Annotated in this window: 22 protein-coding genes; 13 read left to right on the top strand and 9 right to left on the bottom strand. The window is 69.1% G+C overall.

The window, feature by feature from the left end:
- Positions 1-212: 212 nt before the first annotated feature.
- The 4 genes from A5771_RS12240 to A5771_RS12220 all read left to right on the top strand — a co-directional run bounded on the left by A5771_RS12240 (position 213) and on the right by A5771_RS12220 (position 4,729).
- Positions 213-1,184 (top strand): helix-turn-helix domain-containing protein, encoded by a 972-nt coding sequence (locus A5771_RS12240; RefSeq protein ID WP_064855534.1) that lies wholly within the window; start codon positions 213-215, stop codon positions 1,182-1,184.
- A 341-nt stretch (positions 1,185-1,525) separates the two neighbouring features.
- Positions 1,526-2,164, top strand: coding sequence for a UbiX family flavin prenyltransferase (locus A5771_RS12230; RefSeq protein WP_064855484.1), 639 nt, complete (start codon positions 1,526-1,528; stop codon positions 2,162-2,164).
- A complete protein-coding gene (locus A5771_RS12225; protein WP_064855483.1) occupies positions 2,161-3,759 on the top strand; it encodes a UbiD family decarboxylase in 1,599 nt (532 codons plus the stop codon). The genes A5771_RS12230 and A5771_RS12225 overlap by 4 nt, the downstream gene beginning before the upstream one ends.
- Before the next feature lie 25 nt (positions 3,760-3,784).
- A complete protein-coding gene (locus A5771_RS12220; RefSeq protein ID WP_064855533.1) occupies positions 3,785-4,729 on the top strand; it encodes a GlxA family transcriptional regulator in 945 nt (314 codons plus the stop codon).
- Between the two features lie 11 nt (positions 4,730-4,740).
- Here A5771_RS12220 and A5771_RS12215 read toward each other — a convergent pair whose 3' ends face one another.
- From A5771_RS12215 to A5771_RS12205, 3 genes are read right to left on the bottom strand one after another with little or no spacing between them, the layout of a single operon-like run.
- Entirely contained in the window at positions 4,741-5,718 is a 978-nt protein-coding gene (locus A5771_RS12215; protein ID WP_064855532.1) for an NAD-dependent epimerase/dehydratase family protein, read from the bottom strand.
- Between the two features lie 17 nt (positions 5,719-5,735).
- Complete coding sequence (locus A5771_RS12210; protein WP_082947209.1) at positions 5,736-6,437, bottom strand: Rv0518 family GDSL lipase; 702 nt, start codon at positions 6,435-6,437, stop codon at positions 5,736-5,738.
- 48 nt (positions 6,438-6,485) lie between these two features.
- A complete protein-coding gene (locus tag A5771_RS12205) occupies positions 6,486-7,721 on the bottom strand; it encodes an acyltransferase family protein (RefSeq protein ID WP_064855481.1) in 1,236 nt (411 codons plus the stop codon).
- 190 nt (positions 7,722-7,911) lie between these two features.
- Here A5771_RS12205 and A5771_RS12200 point away from each other — a divergent pair, with 190 nt between their 5' ends.
- The 5 genes from A5771_RS12200 to A5771_RS12180 all read left to right on the top strand — a co-directional run bounded on the left by A5771_RS12200 (position 7,912) and on the right by A5771_RS12180 (position 12,368).
- Complete coding sequence (locus A5771_RS12200; protein ID WP_064855480.1) at positions 7,912-9,864, top strand: neutral/alkaline non-lysosomal ceramidase N-terminal domain-containing protein; 1,953 nt, start codon at positions 7,912-7,914, stop codon at positions 9,862-9,864.
- A gap of 101 nt (positions 9,865-9,965) precedes the next feature.
- Positions 9,966-10,424: an STAS domain-containing protein gene (locus tag A5771_RS12195; protein WP_064855479.1), complete on the top strand. Its 459-nt coding sequence runs from the start codon at positions 9,966-9,968 to the stop codon at positions 10,422-10,424.
- Positions 10,425-10,471: 47 nt separating this feature from the next.
- Positions 10,472-10,987, top strand: coding sequence for a phosphatase PAP2 family protein (locus A5771_RS12190; RefSeq protein ID WP_234783034.1), 516 nt, complete (start codon positions 10,472-10,474; stop codon positions 10,985-10,987).
- The gene (gene yaaA, locus A5771_RS12185) at positions 10,984-11,730 is read left to right on the top strand and encodes a peroxide stress protein YaaA (protein ID WP_064855477.1); all 747 of its coding nucleotides are present in this window, start codon (positions 10,984-10,986) and stop codon (positions 11,728-11,730) included. Before A5771_RS12190 ends, yaaA begins: the two co-directional genes overlap by 4 nt.
- Positions 11,727-12,368 (top strand): M15 family metallopeptidase, encoded by a 642-nt coding sequence (locus A5771_RS12180; protein ID WP_064855476.1) that lies wholly within the window; start codon positions 11,727-11,729, stop codon positions 12,366-12,368. Before yaaA ends, A5771_RS12180 begins: the two co-directional genes overlap by 4 nt.
- Here the strand turns inward: A5771_RS12180 and A5771_RS12175 are convergent.
- Positions 12,361-12,672, bottom strand: a complete 312-nt coding sequence (locus tag A5771_RS12175) for an MTH1187 family thiamine-binding protein (protein WP_064855475.1) — start codon at positions 12,670-12,672, stop codon at positions 12,361-12,363. The two genes, A5771_RS12180 and A5771_RS12175, sit on opposite strands and share 8 nt — an antisense overlap.
- Positions 12,673-12,725: 53 nt before the next feature.
- On the opposite strand from A5771_RS12175, the gene dtd reads away from it, so the two are divergent.
- Together dtd and A5771_RS12165 are read left to right on the top strand one after the other, a co-directional pair.
- On the top strand, positions 12,726-13,157 hold the full coding sequence (gene dtd / locus A5771_RS12170) for a D-aminoacyl-tRNA deacylase (protein WP_064855474.1): 432 nt from the start codon (positions 12,726-12,728) through the stop codon (positions 13,155-13,157).
- Positions 13,158-13,202: 45 nt separating this feature from the next.
- Complete coding sequence (locus tag A5771_RS12165; RefSeq protein WP_234783033.1) at positions 13,203-13,655, top strand: DUF2834 domain-containing protein; 453 nt, start codon at positions 13,203-13,205, stop codon at positions 13,653-13,655.
- Between the two features lie 7 nt (positions 13,656-13,662).
- On the opposite strand, the gene A5771_RS12160 is transcribed toward A5771_RS12165, so the two are convergent.
- The 4 genes from A5771_RS12160 to A5771_RS12145 form a co-directional block, all read right to left on the bottom strand.
- The gene (locus tag A5771_RS12160) at positions 13,663-15,117 is read right to left on the bottom strand and encodes a lipase maturation factor family protein (RefSeq protein ID WP_064855473.1); all 1,455 of its coding nucleotides are present in this window, start codon (positions 15,115-15,117) and stop codon (positions 13,663-13,665) included.
- Positions 15,118-15,165: 48 nt separating this feature from the next.
- Positions 15,166-16,440: a competence/damage-inducible protein A gene (locus tag A5771_RS12155; protein WP_064855472.1), complete on the bottom strand. Its 1,275-nt coding sequence runs from the start codon at positions 16,438-16,440 to the stop codon at positions 15,166-15,168.
- A 24-nt stretch (positions 16,441-16,464) separates the two neighbouring features.
- A complete protein-coding gene (locus A5771_RS12150; RefSeq protein WP_064855530.1) occupies positions 16,465-16,944 on the bottom strand; it encodes a hypothetical protein in 480 nt (159 codons plus the stop codon).
- 128 nt (positions 16,945-17,072) lie between these two features.
- Positions 17,073-17,318 carry a hypothetical protein gene (locus tag A5771_RS12145; protein ID WP_064855471.1) on the bottom strand — a complete coding sequence of 82 codons (246 nt, stop codon included), beginning with the start codon at positions 17,316-17,318 and terminating at the stop codon, positions 17,073-17,075.
- Positions 17,319-17,430: 112 nt separating this feature from the next.
- Between A5771_RS12145 and A5771_RS12140 the strand changes: the two genes are divergently transcribed.
- A complete protein-coding gene (locus tag A5771_RS12140) occupies positions 17,431-18,222 on the top strand; it encodes an HAD family hydrolase (RefSeq protein WP_064855470.1) in 792 nt (263 codons plus the stop codon).
- A gap of 145 nt (positions 18,223-18,367) precedes the next feature.
- Positions 18,368-19,498, top strand: a complete 1,131-nt coding sequence (locus A5771_RS12135) for a nitronate monooxygenase (protein ID WP_064855469.1) — start codon at positions 18,368-18,370, stop codon at positions 19,496-19,498.
- 13 nt (positions 19,499-19,511) lie between these two features.
- On the opposite strand, the gene A5771_RS12130 is transcribed toward A5771_RS12135, so the two are convergent.
- Positions 19,512-19,940, bottom strand: a 429-nt coding sequence (locus A5771_RS12130; protein WP_428844406.1) for a hypothetical protein, incomplete at its 5' end; no start/stop codon positions are given.

Here is a 19,940-nt window from a genome sequence, read left to right as displayed (position 1 = left end):
CTCTGCTGAGCGTGGTTACGTCGGCACGGCACCGAGCGCCGCGACCGCCCCGTGGTCTTACCAAAGCGGTGAGGCCAGGGCGTGTCTGCGACGGGCGGCGTGTACACCGGACGCGCACCGACTGTTGGCGCCGGCTCGCGATGTCGGCTGTTGTGGGAAAGATGTCGCATCGGCCCCGGCGCGTGCGCCGCACCGAGGCGGACACTGCTGGGGTGACGGCAGCTCCGATATCGGTTCCTGATGTGATCGCGCACCGACTGGGCTTTGCCCCGGAACGCCGCCTCGCCACGCCGGACGGGTCGCTATCGGCGGCGATCTGGCGGTTCCGCAACAAACCGTCCTACGAACTGTCCCGCAGCGCAGACCGAACCACCGACGCCATTGCGATGCCGATCAGCGGACGCCACCACCACACCTACTTCGGCGACGGCCGGCTGAAATGGAGCCGCTCGCATCCGGCATTCCACCTGAACATGGTGGTGGCCGGCGAGCAACCGCGCGGGCTGTTCATCTCCGACCAGCCGTTCACCTATTTGCATGTGTACGTGCGGCACGCCCTGGTCGAGCGGCTGGCCGTCGACAGCGGTGTGCTGGCCGTCGGCCGGACGGTAACTCTCGTCGACCCGATGTGTTCCCACGATCCGTTCGTCGAATTCGTCTTCCGGCAGATCCTGCGTGAGATGACTTGCGGCGACAGCATTTCCCGGACGATGCTCAGCGCGTTGGGCCAGCAACTGGTGACGGGTCTGCTGCGACGGCATTCGAGCATTTCCGGCTCGCCGGCCCTCTCACCCAGACTTGGTGCCGGTTACCACGATTGGCGTCTGCGTCGCACCATCGAATACCTCGAGGCGCACCTTGCCGACGAGCTTGACCTCGGCGAGATCGCTGCGTCCGTGTGCTTGTCAGTGCCACGCCTCGCCGCGCTCTTTCGAAACGCGACCGGCGAGCCACCGCGCCGATGGCTGATGAACCGCCGCTTCGCGCGGGCGTGTGAACTGCTTGTGACCTCGTCGCTGAGCGTCACCGAGATCGCTCACCAATGCGGATTCGCCAGTTCCCAACATCTCGCCACCGTGATGCGCCGGCGGCACGCGATCACGCCGAGCGGTTTCCGGCGGCAAGTGCTGGGATCACCCGCCTACCAGGAACGTGCGGGAAGACCGCCGCCCACTCGTACCTAGTCGGACTGATCCGCCACGGGCGCGATCTCGACACCCGCCAGCAGATGCTGCGTCAATTCTCGCGGATGTGGGCCGATGTCACCGGGCAACCGGAGGCCGAGTTTTTGGTCGTGCTCACCGAGGCCGACCCGGCGAACGCCATGGAAGCCGGGTTGGTCTTGCCCGAACCCGGCCAGGAGACCAGGTGGTTGGCCGAAAACCAGTCCCGCCTGACCCGCGTTGGGTATGGCGACCTGACGCCTGTCGACACGTCGCATTCTGTGCGATGCGCGGCGGAAATGCCCCTCTGCGCCGGGAGGCGGTCGCCGCAGACTGAGGTGGCGTTGAGGAGGAGGAAGCAGATGCGAATAGTGGTTGGTATGACCGGAGCGACCGGCGCTGCGCTGGGAATCCGTCTATTGGAAGCGCTGGCGCAGCTCGGCGTCGAAACCCATCTGGTCCTCAGTGAGTGGGCCCGGGCGACGATCAAAATCGAGACCGACTTCAGTGTCGCCGACGTGCGGGCGATGGCCACGCGTGCCTACAGTGCCCGCGATCTGGCGGCCGGCATCTCGAGTGGCTCCTTCCGCACCGACGGCATGGTGGTGTGCCCGTGCAGCATGAAAACCTTGAGCGCCATCCGGATCGGTTTCAGCGACAACCTGATCAGCCGAGCCGCCGATGTCACGCTCAAGGAACGGCGCAGGCTGGTGCTGGTCACCCGGGAGGCGCCGCTGAGCGAGATCCATTTGGAGAACATGCATTACCTGGCGCGGGCCGGTGCGGTGATCTTTCCCCCGACGGTGGCCTACTACGCCCGACCCAGCACGGTCGAAGAGGTCACCGACTACGTGGTCGGCCGCATCATCGATCAACTCGGGATCGAACATTCGCTGATCGACCGCTGGAAAGACGATCACCGCCCGATCTCGGCGAGCGGCGACCACGCCGGTGACGACCCCGAGCACGCGCGGTTGGCCGTAGTGCGGAGCGCGCAATGAGCACCGCGCCAACCCTTTCCGGTACTGCAGACTCCGCCGGGCAGCCGGATCGGCACACAAGTCCGGATCTGCGCAGCTGGCTGGACACCCTCGAGGCCGCCGGACAACTGAGCCGCATCACCGCGGCCGTCGACTGGGATGAGGAGATCGGTGCGATCACCCGTGCCAATCTGTGCCTCGGTGGCCCGGCGCTGCTGTTCGAAAACATCACCGGCCATGAAGACACCCGGTGCACCAAACTGTTGACGTCGGCGATCGGCAGCCGGCGCCAGGTCCAGTTGCTGCTGGGCCTGCCCGAGGGCACCGGCGATTCGGCTATGGTGCGTCATCTTCGGGAGGCGTTCCGCAACCCGGTCCCCCCGCGCGTCGTCGTGACCGGACCGGTCAAGCAGAACATCATCGCAGGCGCCGACATCGACCTGCGGGAGTTCCCGGTGCCGAAATGGCATGGCGAGGACGGCGGTCGCTACATCGATACGTTCTGCGGCGTCATCACTCAGGACACCGTGACCGGCCGCGACAACATCGGCCTGTACCGGGGCATGATCGTCGACCGCGACAAGATCGCCAAACTGCTGGTTCCCAGCCAGGGTTGGGGCGGCCACATGGCGCAGTACAAACCGGAGCCGATGCCGGTGGCGGTGGTGTACGGATGGCACGATGTGCTGCCGTTCTGCGCCGGCAGCCCGTTTCCGAAGAACATCTGCGAGTGGGACATGATGGGTGCCCTGCTGGGCCGCCCGGTGGAGCTGGTGGCCTGCGAGTCGGTTCCGCTGCATGTGCCGGCGAGCGCCGAGATCGTCGTCGAGGGATACATCGATCCCGACCCGGCGACCTTCGTGATGGAGGGCCCGTTCGCTGAATACCCGGGCTTCATCGGCGATGCGGCACCCGCGCCCGTACTGCGCGTCACCCGGATCACCCACCGCGATGATCCGGTGCTGCGCGGCACCTTGGAAGGCATCCGGCCGGGCCTGCTCAACGAGGACAGCATCGTCAATTTCGCTCGCTCGGCCATCAGCTGGAACGTGCTCGACGATCTCGGTATCGGCGGCATCACCGACCTGTGGATGAGCGAGGTCACCAACGGGCAGAACACCGTGGTGCAGATCCAGAAGCGCTACCGGGGTCACGCCCAACAGATCGCCTCGGCGCTGTGGGGCACCGGGGGCTCGATGTGGTTCCACAAGAACGTCATGGTCGTCGAGGAGGACATCGACATCCACGACCCGGCCGCCCTGGACTGGGCGATGTCCTACCGGGTCAACGCCGGACGCGGCGACATCGCCTTCTTCGGGCCGGGCCTGGGCTCCTCACTGGATCCGTCCACCCCGCCGGAACGCAACGACACGAACAAATACGGCAGCGGCGAATGGACCCGAGTGCTCATCGACGCCACCCGCAGCTGGGACATCGACCCCAGACCGGCCTGGGGAGGGCGGCGATTCCCGCCGACCGACCGACTCGCCCCGGAGTTGGAAGCCCGTATCGCCGCCCGCTGGCAGGAGTACGGGATCGGTATCCCCTACCTCGACGACGCTGGACGCGAACGGCTGACCCTGGCGCAGCTGAGTGCGCGGATGCCGCAGGTATGAGGGCGGTTCGGTGAGCAAGCCGGTGATGCTCGTTGTCTTCGACGGCGTGAAACTTCTGGACATCGCGGGACCGGCCGAGGTGTTCGCCGAAGCCAACCGGTTCGGCGCGGACTATCGGCTGACCGTCGCCTCGGTGGACGGTCGCCCGGTGCAGACTTCGATCGGGGTGCCGTTCACAGCCACCGGCCGGATCTCGGCGCTGGAATCCGCCGACACGGTGATGGTCGCCGGCGGTGATGCGCTGGTCGGCCGGCCGATCGATCCCGAACTGGTCGACGCACTGAAGACGGCGGCCACCCGTACCCGGCGGCTGGCCTCGGTGTGCACCGGTTCGTTCGTCTTGGCTCAGGCCGGGCTGCTCAGCGGCCGTCGCGCCACCACCCATTGGCGCCATGCCGGGCTACTGGCCCGCGCCTTCCCCGACATCACCGTCGAACCGGATGCCATCTTCGTCCGCGACGGCGACGTCTTCACCTCGGCAGGAGTGTCGTCGGGCATCGACTTGGCGTTGGCCCTCGTCGAGCAGGACCACGGTACCGAGGTCGCCCGCGAGGTGGCCCGAACCCTGGTGGTGTACCTCAAGCGCGCGGGCGGTCAATCGCAGTTCTCGGTCCTGGTTGAAAGCTATTCTCCGCCATCGCAATCCACGCTGCGGGGTGTTCTCGACTCGATCGCGGCCGATCCCGGAGCCGGACACACCGTGAAGAGCCTCGCCGCCCGGGCGTCGCTGAGCACCCGCCAACTGACCCGGCTGTTTCGCGCCGAGCTCGGCATTACCCCGGCCCGCTACGTCGAAACGGTCCGGATCGACATCGCCCGCGCCGCGCTCGACTCCGGCCGCAGCGTCACCGACACGGCGCGGCTGGCCGGTTTCGGCAGCACCGAGACGTTGCGGCGAGTCTTCGCCACTCACCTCGGCATCTCGCCGAAGGCCTACCGAGACCGATTCCGCACCAGCGCCCAGCGGTAATCCATAGCCGGCTACCCGCGGATCGCCGCTGCCGTATCGGCCAGGGTTTCTTGCGGATCCCGCAACACGACGCCGAGGTCACGTTCGGCCGGTGAATCGTCGGAGGCCGGCATCTGGGTGTAGTACTGCATCCCGGCCGCGGTGAGCGGCGTGCTGATCGGCAGCACCCGCTCAACCTGATCCAGCAGGCGCCCGGCCCAGCGCAGCGCGACGTCCGGCACCGGCGCGGCGAGCATGGCCGAACCGGACACCGTGGCGAAAAGCCCGGCCAGCTGCCGCGCGGGCACCCGATGCCCGCCGGCCATGTAACGCCGCGGACCGCGGCCGGGCTCAAGCAGCGCCACGTGCAACGCCGCCAGGTCGCGGACGTCGACGATCAGCCAGGCCGCGCTGCGGCCCGGAATCACCCGCATCTGCAACGCGGCCCGCACGCCCTCGCCCGCCTCACCGAATCGGTCTCCGACCGGCGGGCCCAGCACCATGCCCGGGTAGGTGATGTTGACCGGAGCGCCGGCTTCCTGCAGACCGCGCACGTAGCGCTCCTCGCGGGCTTTGGACCGGCCGTAGCCGTCGGAGCCGCCCGCCACCGGCAGGTCGGCGCGCAGCGTACGCAGGCCGGGGCGAAACAGCGCGGTGAAGCTCGAGACGTGAATGATCGGGTCCAGCCCCAGTTCGACCGCGCCGCCGAGCACGTTGCGGGCGCCGTCGGAATTGGTGGCCATCATCTGGTCGTTCTGCCGGGGATCGGTGGCGACCAGCGCGGCCGCGTGCACGACGGCGTCGCAGCCGTCCAGCGCGCGCCGCACCGACTCGTCGTCGGTGATGTCACCGACGACGTGATCCGAGACGTCGACGCCGAGCCGCTCCACGCTGGTGTGCAAGCCGGCTGGGTTGCGAACGAGGAACCGCACCCGGTGCCCGGCGTCGCTGATCGCCTTGGCGGTCCAGCCGCCGACGAATCCGGTTCCTCCGGTGACCAACACTCGCATGGCGCTCATCCTCCTTCTCAGGTGCGCTTGGGTAACTGGCCGGCGATCAGCGGCACCATCTTGTCGGCCATGTAGGCGTGCCCGGCGTCGGTGGGATGTACACCGTCGGGACCGATCAGCTCCGGCCGGCCGACGAACCAGCGTTCGGCCAGCGGGTCGACGAACTCCGCCCCGACCCCGCGTGCCTCGGCACTGAGGATGTCGCGGATCCGCCACACGTTGCCGGGTACGTCCGCAGTGGGCCACGGCGGCCCGATGATCAGCATCCGAGCCGACGGCGCCGTTCGGCGGGCCAGGCCCAGGGTGTCGGCGATCAATCGGCCTAACTGGCCCGGTTCGACATCCTGGTCGTTGCGTGAGCCGAAGAACACCACCAGCGCGTCGTCGGGCTGTACTCCCCGAGCCGTCAGATCCCCGAAGAGACCGCCCCGGTTGCCGCGCACGCCGTAACCGGCGCCGCCTTCGGCCGCCACGTCGGCGCTGACGTAGATGCCGCGGCCGGCCAGGATCTGCCACGCCCGCTCGGTCCAGTTCGCCGCGCCGCGCCCGGTGTCTTCATACCCGGCGGTGTAGGAATCGCCGATGACGGCGACTCGGATCGGGGAGGCGCTCAGCGGCACGGTCTCGTAGTGGCGGGCTGAGTCGTGATCGCCGGCCAGGTAACCGGTTCCCGCCACGACGGCGACGACGACCGCCGCCAGCGAGACCGCGAACGTCATCACCCGGCGCACAGCTCGCCTCCCCGATCGGCGGTGCCGGTCAGCGTTTCAGGAGACACTGACCGGCACCGCCGCGGTGCGCTCATCAAGGATCTCCTCGACCGGTTCGACTGCCAGCCTGTCCTCGGCGGGACGCACCTGCGCCGTCTCGGGCCGGGCACCGATCATCCTGCGCATCCAGCGCCGGCCCGGCTCCTCGACACCGTGGAACAGCAGCACCGACAACAACGTCGACGCCGCCAACAGCCCGCACACCATCCACTTGGCCGCGGTCGCCCCCTCGTCCAGCATGATTTCGAATTGTATGGCGGTCCAGTTCCACGCGGTGTGCACCAGCTCGTGAACCATGTACAGGCAGAACGAGATCTGCCCTCCGTAGACCATCAGGCGCGTCGACAGCAGTACCGGCAGGCTGCCGGTTCCGATCGCCAGCGCCATCACCAGCGGCACGAACAGCACGTCGACCAGACCGCCGCTGTCGTGGAGCCCGGAGATCGGATGCGCATCGAAGTAGTAGAGGATGCCGACGGTCGCGGCGATGAGCAGCGCGGAGCAGTACCCGGCGGCGCGGCGGCCCCGCTCGCTGGGCCGCAGTTTGCGCACCGAAGCGCAGGCCAGCGCGCCGGCGGTGAATTGCATGACGATGCGCGGCAACCAGCTCCACGGGGTGTAGAACTGGCCGGTGGCGAGCATCAACAACAGCGGCGGCAGCGAGACGATGACCGCCAGTGCGGCCAGGCCACGCGCCGACGTCGCCCGCATCATCCGGTAGACCACCAGGATCAGCCCGCCGAACAACAGGTAGGCCAGCCATTCGGCGCTGATCGACCAGGCCGGCCCGTCCCAGCTGGACCCGTCGAAGAACGGCTCGAACCACAGCTGCACCAGTAGGAGCTGGCGCACGTAGCTGGTCGCGGTCAGCCGGCTGAGGTCTTCGGTCGGCACGTGGCCGACGTGCAGAGTGAAGATCACCCAGAGCAGCGCGAGGTGCAAGGTGACCAAATAGATCGGCCAGACCCGGGCCAGCCGCAACCACAGGAAGTGCAGGGTGGCCCGCGGCGAGAACGACTCCCCCATCCGTTCCAGGTAGTTCCAGGTCAGCACGAATCCGCTGAGGATGAAGAACAGGTCGACGCCCTGGGCTCCCCGGTCGAGCACCGGGGCGAGCGCGTCACTGAAGGCCGGTGAGGCCAGTCGCAGCAGCGGCCGGAAATGAAACAGCACCACCCATACCGCGGCGATGATGCGAAGCCCGGTGAGGGCTTTGATCTCTCCGCTGCGCACGACACTCTTTCGCCGGTGGGCTCTGCTGTCTCGGCTGCCTGAGATGCGGGCCCGCCGAGCTGGCCCGACTATCGGCAGCCGCAACCGGTGGCCGGCAGCCATCGCAGACTAGCAGCGGGACCGTGCCCGGTGCAGTTGCCGGCCGGGTGTGCCTGCCGGGTTTTTGCCGGCCGTTGTGAATACTGAACCGATGCCAGAGCAGTATCGGGTCGGTCGCGGGATCGCCGACATCACCGGCGAGCCGGCCGAGTGCGGAATGCTCGGTTACGGCGTGGCCGCCCAGCAGACTTCCGGGCTGCACAACCGGCTGCGGGCCCGGGCGTTCGTGTTCGTCGACACCCCCACCAGCGCCCGGCTGCTGCTGGTGGTCTGCGAGCTGCCGCTGCTGCTGGAAAGCGTGCACCGCGCGGTGCTCGGGCGCCTCGCCGCCGACCACGGCGAGCAGTACACGTTCCGCAATGTGATGCTGACCGCCACGCACACCCATTGCGGGCCCGGAGGGTACTCCGATCACCGGCTCTACAACTCCAACACCGGCGGGTTTCGGCCGCAGACGTTCACCGCGATCGTCGACGGCATCTGCGAGGCGGTCCAGCGCGCGCATGCCGACCTCGCCCCCGCCACCTTGAGCCTCGCCGTCGGCCGGTTGCACGACGCCAGCACCAACCGCTCACCGTCGGCGTTCGCCCGCAATCCCGAAGCCGACCGCGCCCACTTCCCCGACGCCATCGACCCGCAGACCACCCTGCTGCGCATCGAACGTGGCGGCCGGCTGGTCGGCGCGGTGAACTGGTTCGCCACCCACGGCACGTCCATGACCAACCGCAACACCTTGATCAGCGGCGACAACAAGGGCTACGCCGCCTACCAACTGGAGCGCCTCGACCGCGGCGTCGACTACCTGGCGTCCGAACCGCCGGACTTCGTCGCGGCCTTCGCCCAGACCAACGCCGGGGACATGTCGCCCAACCTCAACCACCGGCCCGGCAGCGGGCCCACCGAGGACGAGTTCGAGAACACCCGGATCATCGGGGCCCGACAGGCCGCCGCGGCCACCGACCTGACGACCGGGCACGGCAGCGAGGTCACCGGCGGCCTGGACGCGCTGGCCAGCTACGTCGACCTGTCTGATTTCGAGGTCTCGGCCGAGTTCACCGGCGACGGCCGAACCCATCGCACCGGACCCGCGCTGGCCGGCGCGGCGGCGCTGGCCGGCACCGACGAGGGTCCCGGGCCACTGCATCCGCTGGTCAGGCAGGGCCGCAACCGCATCATCGATGCGCTGGTCACCAGCACCGTCTACCGCCTGGCTCCGCGACTACGCGACGCACACGCACCCAAGGCGGCGATGGGCCCGGGCAGCCGGCTGAACAAGACCCTGGCACTGATGTCCAACGGTGGCCCCATCCAGCTGCTGCGCATCGGGCAGCTGTATCTGATCGGGGTCCCCGCCGAGGTGACGATCGTGGCTGGACTGCGATTGCGCCGTACCGTGGCCGCGATCGTGGGCGCCGAGCTGCGGGACGTGCTGGTCGCCGGCTACAGCAACGGCTATCTGCACTACGTCACCACGCCGGAGGAGTACGAGGAGCAGCGCTACGAGGGCGGCAGCACGATGTTCGGCCGCTGGGAGCTGGCGGCGCTGCAACAGGTGGTCGCCGGGCTGGCCACCGCGATGCGCGAGCGGCGGCCGGCGCCGGACGGCCACGCACCCGCCGCGCCGACCCGTGCCCGGCGGTCACGCCGCCGGCCGCACCCGGACGAACCGGCCCCGGGCCACCGGTTCGGCGACGTCCTGCAGCCGCCGCAACCGCGGTATCAGCCCGGGGCCACCGTGGCGGCGGTGTTCGCCGGCGCCTACCCGAACAACGACCTGCACCGCGGCGGCACCTACCTGCGGGTTGAGCGCGAAACCGGCGAGGGATGGAGCACCGTGGCAGACGACGGCGACTGGTCGACGACGTTGCGTTGGCGCCGCGCCGGCCGTCGCGGCTCCACCGTGACGGTGACCTGGGCGGTGCCCGAGGACACCGCCGCGGGACGCTATCGACTGCGCTATCACGGCGACGCCCGGGAGCGCGACGGCCGGATCGAGGCGTTCACCGGAACGACGGAGCCGTTCGATATCTCACCAAAGCGTTAATCGGCCGCCCGACGCGCCTTAACTTCACCGCCTAACGTCGGAAATGTCACGGTCGGATATCAGCCGGCAGGGGTCAGACAATTTGGAAGCGGGGGCTGGGCATGGCTATCACCATCACCACACGGGGCGCAGCACGGATCGGTCAGCCGAAGAACCCCACCGTCGACTGCGGTGGTGCGCAGATCCGGGCACACTCCCGCCACCTGGCGACGGTGATCACGATCCGGGGCCGGATCGATTCCGCCAACGTGGACCAGCTCAGTGAGCACGCTCGTCGATTCGTCCTCGCCAAGGAACCGCTGCTGCTGGACTTGAGCGGGGTCACCTCGTTCGCAGCCGCCGGTATCTGGCTGCTGTGTGTCATCGACGGTGACTGCCGCGCCGCGGGGGTGGACTGGACGCTCATCGAGGGCCCGGCGGTCAGCGAGCTGCTCGGCGACTTCGATGAGGACGCCATGTTCCCGACGGCACGTTCGGTGGAGCAGGCGCTGCACGCGCTCGCCGACGGCAACGACCAGCGCCGCCAGGCGCTGCTGCCGCTGTTCCAGAAGTCGGCCTGAGCCGAGGCTTCGCCGCAGCGCTGCGCTGGTGGCCGCTGGTCGGACTATTGGCCACTCTGGCCCTGGGCTGGGCAGTGGGCCGCGGCTCGACCACCTTCGACGACTGGTTCAGCCATCGCACCCACGCTCTCCTCGGTGGCCAGCCGCGGTGGCTGCTGACGTTCACCAGTGGCTGGCTGGTGTTCGCGGTGCTGGTGGGCTGTCTGGCGGTCACGTTATTGCGGCGGCAGTGGGCGCTGGCGTTCGCGGTGCTGGTCTGCCCGTTTGCGGTCACCGCGATCAGTCAGGCCCTCAAGTACCTCTTCGACCGGCGCAACGGCCCCTACCTGGCCTATCCCAGCGGGCACACCGCGCTGCTGGTCGCGGTGCTGGGCATGCTGGTCGTGGTGGCCGGTTCGCGCCGGGCCCGGCGCGGGTCGCTGGCGCTGACGACGGTGCTGAGCCTGCTGGGCATGCTCGGTTTGGTGGCCTGCGGTTACCACTACCTCACCGACACCCTCGGAGCGGCGATGCTCGCCACCGCGCTGGTGTGCGCAGCGGCTCGATTAACCTCGGCGCTGTGATCGTGCTGCTGCCACCGTCGGAGACCAAGCGGGCCGGCGGCGACGGGCAGGGGCTGCGCCTGGAAGCACTCGGGTCCCCGCAGCTGACCGAGCTGCGCGCGGCGCTGGTCGACGAGCTGGTCGCCCTGGCCGCGGATCGGGACGCCAGCCGGCGCGCGCTGGCGCTGTCGGCCACCCAGGACGCCGAGATCGACCGCAACGCCCTGTTGCGTTCGGCGCCGACAGCGCCGGCGATCAACCGCTACACCGGCGTGCTGTACGAGGCGCTCGACATCGGCTCGCTACGCGGCGCGGCGGCAACCCGTGCCGCCGAGCGGCTGGCGGTCGGCTCGGCCCTGTTCGGGTTGCTGCGGGCAACCGATCCGGTGCCCGCCTACCGACTGTCGGCGACCTCGAAGCTGCCCGGGCGCCCGGGCCTGGCCCAGCGCTGGCGGCCCGTCTTGGAGCCGGTGCTGGCCGAGATCGCCGCCGCCGAGCTGATCGTCGACCTGCGGTCCGGGTCGTATGCGGCGCTGGCCAAGATTCCCGGCGCGGTCCGCGTCGACGTGGTCGCCGAACATCCCGACGGCCGGCGGGCCAGCGTCAGTCACTTCAACAAGGCGCACAAGGGCAGGCTGGCCCGGGCGCTGGCCACCACCAGGTCCGACCCGACCGACGCCGCGGCCGTGGCGTCGATCGCCCGCCGGGCCGGGATGCGGGTGGAACGCGAGGGCAAGACGCTGACCGTGGTGGTGCCGGCATGAGGAGAGTCGGCGCCGTGCTGCTGGTGGGGCTGGCCACCGGCTGCGGTGTCGCAGCGGCCGACATCCCTCCGGTGTCGGCGGCGGCCCGCGCGGCCGGATTCGTCGACGTCCGCAGCGCGGTGCCGGACGCGATCCTCGATCTGCGGTATGCCACGACGAACAACTTCACCGGCGTGCAGCTGTATCCGGCCGATGCCCGCTGCCTGGTGCACGAGTCGCTGGCGCCGGGCTTGACGGCGGCCGCCGCTGCGCTGCGCGGCCGGGGCCGGACGCTGGTGTTCTGGGACTGCTACCGGCCGCACGACGTGCAGGTGCGGATGTTCGAGGTCGTGCCGGATCCGAACTGGGTGGCCCGGCCCGGCCCGCTGGCCCGCAGCCACGAGACCGGGCGGTCGGTCGACGTGACGACCGCCGACCCGCAGGGACGGCTGGTCGAGATGGGCACCGACTTCGACGACTTCTCGCCGCGCGCGGCGGCCTTCGCCGGCGGGATCAGCGCGCGGGCCGCGGCCGAACGCGCCGCCCTGCGCGACGCGATGAACGCCGGCGGCCTCGCCGGCTATTCCGGGGAGTGGTGGCACTTCGACGGACCCGGCGCCGGCGTGGGCAGACCCATCCTCGACGTCGCCGTCAACTAGGTGGCGCCGCCAGGTGCCGCTCCACCGAGGCCACCTTCGTGGTCATCGCATCGACCGCGCCGGCCCGCCAGTCGGCCTTGATCACCGTGCTCACCCGTGGCGAGCGGGCCGCCACCGCTTCCACCGCCCGCTGCACCACTGCCATCGCCTCGGCCCAGCTGTCGCTTTCGATCACGGTGAACATTGAATCGGTGCGGTTGGGCAGACCCGACTCGCGCACGACCCGCACCGCCTCCGCGACGAGCTCACCCACTCCCTCGCCCACGCCGAGTGGCGTGACCGAGAACGCGACGACCACCGACATCTGAACCACCCCTCCCGGTCGCACCATCGCCGAGCCTACCTAGAGTCGGGCCCATGCGGGTTCTGGTCCAACGCGTCTCGTCGGCCCGGGTTACCGTCGACGGAGAAACCGTCGGCGCGATCACGCCGGAAAGCCAAGGATTGGTGGCACTGGTCGGGGTCACCCACGACGATGACGTGGCCAAGGCGCGGCGGCTTGCCGAAAAACTATGGCAGTTAAGGATTCTCGACGACCAGCGCTCGGCTTCCGACATCGGCGCGCCGATCCTGGTGGTCAGCCAGTTCACCTTGTACGCCGACACCGCCAAGGGGCGGCGCCCCTCCTGGAACGCCGCCGCTCCGGGTGCCGTCGCCGCGCCGCTGGTGGCCGAGTTCGCCGAGGCGCTGCGGAAGTTGGGCGCGCAGGTGGCGACCGGGGTGTTCGGGGCACACATGGCGGTCGAACTGGTCAACGACGGACCGGTGACCGTGCTGCTGGAACTGTAGAGCGAAAACGGGTTCGGCACCGCTGGCGGTCGCTACCGTCGAGTGGTGACCGAGATCAGTGATGCCCCATCGATGCCCATGTCGCGAAGAGTCCTCTGCGGCGTGTACGCAACGATCGCAGCGGTCGCCTTCGTCGCAACCTGGAGCCAGAACATGCGCTATCAGGTCGTCGCCCTGGACTTCTTCAGCAGCTTCTGGCGCGAGACGCGGGTGACCCCGGCGTCGCGATCGGTCACGATCGACATCCTGATGTTCGGTCTGGCCGCGGGCGTGCTGATGGTGGTCGAGGCGCGAAAACACGGCGTGTCATATGTTTGGGCCTACCTGGTGGGCGGGCTGTTCATCGGGATCAGCGTGACGTTTCCGTTGTTCCTGATCGCCCGGCAGCTGCGGTTGAATCCCACCGAGACGCGCAAGCTTCCGACCAAGGACACCGTGCTGCTGATTCTGCTTGCGGTCGCGGTGCTGATTTCAGTGCTCTGGATCGGCGCAGGGTAGCCGATGCTCAGGGCCTGGGCGGTCCCGAAACCCCGCTAGCCGAGACCGGCGGCAGGTAGATGCCCACCAGGCTGCGATGCCACCACGCCCGATCGCGCCGGCGCTCAGCCGGGGTGGTGAAGCGGTAATCGTAAAGGAGTGCACGCACGTACTGCGGCGGTTCGTCCGGAAAAGGGTTGTGCCGCAACAGGCGCAGCGTGTCGCGGTCATTGCGCAGCAGACGTTGCAGCAGCGCGTCGCGCCACGGCAGCGCGTAGGTCGGCGACAACGCGGCGAACCACATCAGCCAGTCCAGCCGCAGGTGATAGGGCGCCCACTGCCGTGGCAGCCGATCAGTGGCACCGGGTTTGCCCTTGAATTCGTATTCCCGCCAGACCGTCTTGTCGGTGAGCTCAGTGTCGGCGGTCCCCTCGATGACCACTTCTTGCCGCGAGCGTCCGACGGTCCCGAATGCCCCGTACGTGTTGACCAGATGAAAGGGGTTGAACGAGGCGTTCATTCGCTGATTACGTGATGCCATGTTGCGCACCGGCCAATAGCTGAGCACCACGACCATCACAGCGAGGGCGATCGCAGCGGCGGCGAACCACGTCGGCGGATCCGGCATCGCCGGGGGTTGCAGGCTCGGAAGCAGTCCGGTGAACCACGACTGGTCGAGCGCGCTGGCGGCGAGAACGATCGTCACCCAGTTAAGCCAGGCGAAGTTGCCGGAGGCCACCAGCCACAGCTGGGTGACGATGATGATCAGCGCCGCCGCCCCGGCAATCGGCTGCGGAGCGAACAGCCCGAAGGGCACCACCAGCTGGGCGACATGGTTTCCGGCGACTTCGATCCGATGCAGCGGTTTGGGCAGGTGATGGAAGAACCAGCTCAGCGGTCCCGGCATCGGCTGGGTCTCGTGGTGGTAGTCCAGGCAGGTCAGGTCGCGCCAGCAGGAGTCGCCACGCAGCTTGATCAGCCCCGCCCCGAACTCGATCCGGAACAGCAGCCACCGGGCCAACCACATCACCAGCACCGGAGGCGCGACGCGGTCGTTGCCCAGGAACACCGCCAGCAGCCCTGCCTCCAGCAGGATCGATTCCCAGCCGAACGAATACCAGGTCTGGCCGACGTTGACGATCGACAGGTACATCGCCCACAACAGCAGCCAGATCGCCATCACCACCCACAGCGGGACCAGTTCGCCGGCGCCGGCCACCAGCGCGACTGCCAGTGCTGCCCCCAGCCAGCAGATGGCGGCGAAGAACCGGTCCGAATAGTAAAGCTGAAAGATGCTGGGGCTCACCCGGAATGGCCGACGGCGCAGATATCGCGGCACCGGCAGCATGCCGTGCTCACCGATCAGGGCACGGAACTGGCGCGCGGCGGCGACGAACGCGAGGACGTAAATCGCGGCGATGCCGCGTTCCAGCACCAGCCGGCCCAACCAGTAACCGGATCCGCTCAACCACGTCGTGTTCACATCCGCAACTCCTCGGTGAGATGTTCATACCACCGGTCGCGGTCGCAATCACGCGGTTGACAACGCGCGGTGCAGCAGATGCATGGCCACCGTCGTCGAGCGTTCGCGGACGTCGGCCCGCTCCCCCGGCAGCCGAGTCGTGCGCGTGAGCAGCCGACCGTCCCCGAGCGCGACACAGAAGCACACGGTTCCCACCGGCTTGTCCGGTGTTCCGCCACCGGGGCCGGCGATTCCGGTGATCGCCACCGCCGTATCGGCGGCAAAGCGGCGCAGCGCACCGGCAGCCATCGCCTCGGCCACCGGCTCGGAGACCGCGCCGTGCTCGGCGATCAGGGCAGCGTCGACGCCGAGCAGGTCAACCTTGGCGTCGTTGGCGTAGGAGACCACCCCGCCGGCGAGGTAAGCCGAGGCCCCGGGCGGGTCGGCCAGTCTGCCTGCCAGCAGCCCGGCGGTGCACGATTCCGCGGTCGCGATCCACCGGCCGGCCAGCTGCACCGCCACCAGATCATCAATGCGCGAACCGTCTTCGGAGAAGATCGCCCGGGCGTGCCGCTCGCGCAGCAGCGCGAGCAGCTGGCCGTAGGTCGCGGCGGCATCGGGTTCGTAGCGGGTGACGATCTCGAGCTCGCCGCGGCGCAGGCAGGTGGTGATCTCCAGCCGCAGGAAGTCGGCGATGGCCTCCTGGGCGTGCCGCAGCGTGTCGGCCAGACCGGACTCGGGCAGCCCGAACATCCGCACGGTCTGCTGTTCGTAGCGGGTACGACCGGCGATCGCCTGCCGCACCTCGGCGGTGGCTATCGCCTTGTGCCACATCGGTTGCAGCTCGCGTGGCGGCCCGGGCAGCACCACCACCGTCGGAGAGCCGGGCACCACCACACCGGGCGCGGTACCCACCGGTTCGAGAACGGTCGCGCCGGCCGGAACCATCGCCTGCTTGCGGTTGGCCGCCCGGACCGTCGCGAAATCCGGGGCGCCCGGCCCGGTGTAGCGCGCCATCATCGGTTTGAGGATGTCGGCGATCCGGGCTTCCAGCGCGGTGTCGAGCACGACATCGCGTCCGCAGAACCGGGCGACGGTGTCGACCGTCAGATCATCAGCTGTCGGCCCCAGACCGCCGCTGGTGATGATCAGGTCGACACCCTCGCCGGCCAGGAACCGCAGTTGGGCCTCGATGTCGCGGGGCCGGTCGCCGCAGATCGTGATGTGCGCCAACTCGACTCCCAGTTCCAGGAGCCGGTCGGCCAGCCACGGTCCATTGCGATCGGCGATCCGTCCGGTGAGTACCTCGGTACCGGTGACCACGATTCCTGCGCGTGCGCTCACCGGTCCGAGGTTACGGCCTCACCGTCAGGGCAAGCCGGGAATCAGCAGGACCTCCATCGGCGGCATCGGGGCCGACGGCGCGAAGACCGTCGGCGCCACCGCGGTGGGCGCCGGTGTGGTGGGCCCGAAGTTCGGCAGCGGGAACGGCAGCACCGACGTCAGATTGGCCGGGAAGCCGGACAGTCCGGGCAGGCCGCCGGCCTGCGACGCCGGCGCCATGGCACCGGAGGTCTGCGGAACGTTGAGGGTCGCGGTGGCGAGAGGCGACTGCGCCGCCGATGCCGCCGGCGCTGCCGAGGTTCCGCTCAGCGCCGACGTGGTGGTCTGCAGCAACTGTTGCGGGATGGTGGTCGAGGAGGCGACCATCTGCTCGACGACGCCGGGCAGGCCCGGGTTGATCGGCACCGCGTCCGCGCCGGCGGTGGCGCTCGAGGCGAGTGCCGTCAGGAACAGTCCCGCGGCGGCGCCGGCCGCGACGGTGAGGCAATTACGGATACGTGACATGGCTTTCTTCCCCATCCCGATAACTACAAGGTCGAGACCGAAGTTAGCCGTGTGAAAAATGTTGCCCGTGTGACACGAGGGGCGGTTATGCAACCGTTGCGAACCGGAGCCGCCGCGGTTATCAAGCCCTATCTGGCCAGCCAGCTCTGAATCTTCGCCAGCTCCGTGGTGTAGGCGAGCAGGACGGAGTCGTCATAGTGGGCCCCGCCGTTGAGGGTGCCGCTGTCGCGCCACACCGCGTGCACGTGGGCAGCCCCGCGACCGTAGATGTCGACACGCTCCCGCTGGGTACGCTGCCAGCCGAGCTCCGCGGCCTGCTCGGACAGGGCGTTCCGCACATCGGTCGCGGTGGTTTCACTGGTCTCACTGGCCATGGCGCCGGCCTCCTTTCGCTAGGCCAAACACGCTATCAGCTGCCGGTTTGGGCTCCGGTCGTGCGGCGCGTGGTGGCAGCGATTCGCGGCGGCAGACGTAACATCGACGCCGATGACCGCATCACCGCGCGATCTGATCGCCGAGATCGGCCGCAGCGAAACCGGCGCCCGGATCGGAGCATTCTTTGATCTGGACGGCACGCTGGTGTCCGGGTTCACCGCCACCGCACACGCCGGCGACCGGATCCGCCGGCGTCAGGCCCGGGCCGGTGAGGTGCTGGGCGTCGTCGAGGCGGCGGTGCGATATCGGTTGGGCCGCATGCAATTCGAGCGGCTGCTGATGCGCGCGGCGGGATACCTGCGCGGCGAGTCCATCACCGAACTCGACGACGTCGGTGAGCGGCTCTTCGCCGACCACATCACCAGCCGGGTTTACCCGCACATGCAGGAAGTCGTGGCGGCCCATCAGCAGCAGGGCCACACGGTGGTGCTGAGTTCGTCGGCGCTGACCATCCACGCCGAGCCGGTCGCCCGCTACCTGGGCATTCCGCAGGTGCTGTGCAACCGGTTCGAACTCGACGAGCGGGGCGTGCTGACCGGCGCCGTCGTCAAACCGGTGGTGTGGGGACCCGAGAAGGCGGCGACGGTCCAGCGGTTCTGCGCGAACAACGGGGTCGACCTCGCCGAGAGCTTCTTCTATGCCGACGGTGATGAGGACGCCGCGCTGATGTCGATGGTGGGCCGGCCCCGGCCGGTCAATCCGCGCCCCGGGCTGGCGGCGCTGGCGGCCGAGCGGGGCTGGCCGGTGCTGCGTGTGACCGGGGCCGGCCGCACCGGCGGCCGATCCCTGCGCCGCGCCGCCGGTTTCGGGGTGGCCGTACTGCGCGCCTTCACGACCCACTGAACCGCCTGAGCCCAGCCCGGACACGATGCGCGGTAGTGTTGCATTTACGCGGCCCACTGGTGGCCGACTGGCCGCGCCACGCCGAGTCTGGTACTAAATTAGAACACGTTTCACTTCGATCCCGCCGCCCTTGAAGGAGTAGGTCATGCACACTCCCCTCTGCGACGAACTCGGCATCGAGTTCCCGATCTTCGCCTTTACCCACTGTCGCGACGTGGTCGTGGCAGTGAGCAAGGCCGGTGGGTTCGGGGTGTTGGGCGCGGTCGGCTTCACTCCCGAGCAGCTGGAGATCGAGCTGAACTGGATCGACGAGAACATCGGGGATCACCCCTACGGCGTCGACATCGTCATCCCCAACAAGTACGAGGGCATGGATTCCGGGCAGTCCGCCGAGGAGCTCGCCGAATCGCTTCGCAAGCTGGTGCCCCAGGAGCACCTCGACTTCGGCAAGAAGCTGCTGGCCGACCACGGCGTTCCGGTGGAAGGCGCCGACGAGGACAGCCTGCAGCTGCTCGGCTGGACCGAGGCGACCGCCACCCCGCAGGTCGAGGTGGCGCTGCAGCACCCGAAGGTGACGATGATCGCCAACGCGCTCGGGACTCCCCCGGCCGACATGATCAAGCACATCCACGAAGCCGGCCGCAAGGTCGCCGCGTTGTGCGGCTCGGCCTCGCAGGCGAAGAAGCACGCCGCAGCGGGGGTGGACATCATCATCGCGCAGGGCGGTGAGGCCGGCGGCCACTGCGGCGAGGTGGGCTCGATCGTCTTGTGGCCCGAGGTCGTCAAGGCGGTGGCGCCGGTACCGGTGCTGGCCGCAGGAGGTATCGGCAGCGGCCAGCAGATCGCCGCGGCGCTGGCGCTGGGCACCCAAGGTGCGTGGACCGGTTCGCAGTGGCTGATGGTCGAGGAATCCTCGAACACCGAAGCCCAGCACGCGGCCTACATCAAGGCCAGCAGCCGCGACACCGTGCGCAGCCGCTCCTTCACCGGCAAGCCGGCCCGGATGCTGCGCAACGACTGGACCGAGGCGTGGGAGGTCCCGGAGAACCCCAAGCCGCTGGGCATGCCGCTGCAGTACATGGTGTCCGGCATGGCGGTGCGGGCTACGAACAAGTTCCCCAACGAGAGCGTCGATGTGGCGTTCAACCCGGTGGGTCAGGTCGTCGGCCAGTTCACCAAGGTGGAGAAGACCGCGACCGTCATCGAGCGTTGGGTGCAGGAGTACCTCGAGGCCACCGGCCGCCTGGAGGAGATCAACGCCGCAGCCTCGGTCTGAGGACTTTCCTGCGTCACGACAGGAACGGCCGCAACGCCAGCACGTAGCAGCCCAGCGCGGCGGGCGCTGCCACCAGCGGTAACCACGGCAGCTGCAGCGGGAAGCTCGCCGCCACCACCCCGACGACGCTGAATCCCGCCGCGCCCAGCAGCGCCGGGCCCGTCACCGGGGCAGCAATGTCGGCGGCGTGCCGCAACAACAGGTAGCCCGCCGCGGCCAGCCCGGCAATCGCCGCCGGAACCGTCGGCGGGTCGGCGTACCCGATCACCGCGACGGCCAGCACCACCGCGGCCGTCGCGGCGGGCCGCCACCAGAGCCCGGCCAGTACCGTCGCGGCCGCGAGCAGTGCGCCGGCCGCGGCGATCCCGGACGCTCCGGAGCCGGCGGCAGCGGCCATCGCCAGCCCGCCCGCCGCGGCCGGCACCAGCGGCAGGAACCGGGC

Origin of the sequence: Mycolicibacter sinensis, from assembly GCF_001667375.1 — a bacterium.
Lineage (GTDB): Bacteria > Actinomycetota > Actinomycetes > Mycobacteriales > Mycobacteriaceae > Mycobacterium > Mycobacterium sinense_A.
This window is presented reverse-complemented; position numbering and strand designations above follow the sequence as displayed.